The organism is Pseudoalteromonas sp. SR41-7, from assembly GCF_014163935.1.
Classification (GTDB): domain Bacteria; phylum Pseudomonadota; class Gammaproteobacteria; order Enterobacterales; family Alteromonadaceae; genus Pseudoalteromonas; species Pseudoalteromonas distincta.
Genome location: NZ_JACJEF010000037.1, coordinates 1 through 687, shown reverse-complemented (window position 1 = coordinate 687; position 687 = coordinate 1). Strand labels below are relative to the sequence as shown.

The following is a 687-nucleotide window of genomic DNA, read 5'->3' as shown; positions in this document are numbered from 1 at the left end:
CCGTGTACGCTTAGTCACTTAACCATACAACCCAAACGGGTCTTTGTTTTGTGACAGTTTAACTTCGCCAGAAGTTAATATTGAATACTAAAGTAGATACCAATCAATCAACGTAAAACGTTAATCAAATGGCACTGAATGGTACTGCTACCATTCTTTTTTTACTTTTGAAAACTCTTGATAAATAACAATGTTATTCATCAGAATTTTATTATCAGCTTTTCCAAATTTTTAAAGAGCAAGAGATACAAAAACCTCTCAAAATTAAACACACTCTATTCTCAGGCGGTTAATGGCCCGATAAAGAATATTTATTTTTAAGAAGTAAAAGTGGTGGAGCTAAGCAGGATCGAACTGCTGACCTCCTGCGTGCAAGGCAGGCGCTCTCCCAGCTGAGCTATAGCCCCACATATGCTGGTACTTACTGTTTTAACCATCTTCTTGATTAGACAAGAAGTGGTGGGTCTGAGTAGATTTGAACTACCGACCTCACCCTTATCAGGGGTGCGCTCTAACCAGCTGAGCTACAGACCCAAAACAATAAGTGTTGTTCTCTTTACAATAACAATCATCTGTGTGGACACTACGAACAAATAAGTTCTAAATCGTATAAGGAGGTGATCCAGCCCCAGGTTCCCCTAGGGCTACCTTGTTACGACTTCACCCCAGTCATGAATCACTCCGTGG

2 tRNA genes and 1 rRNA gene are annotated in these 687 nt (G+C 40.3%); all 3 read right to left on the bottom strand.

Annotated elements, in window-relative coordinates:
• Positions 1–331 precede the first annotated feature (331 nt).
• A tRNA-Ala gene (locus tag H5092_RS20395) sits at positions 332–407 on the bottom strand.
• Positions 408–457: 50 nt separating this feature from the next.
• A tRNA-Ile gene (locus H5092_RS20390) sits at positions 458–534 on the bottom strand.
• Between the two features lie 76 nt (positions 535–610).
• Positions 611–687: ribosomal RNA gene (locus H5092_RS20385) — 16S ribosomal RNA — on the bottom strand; the annotation flags it as partial.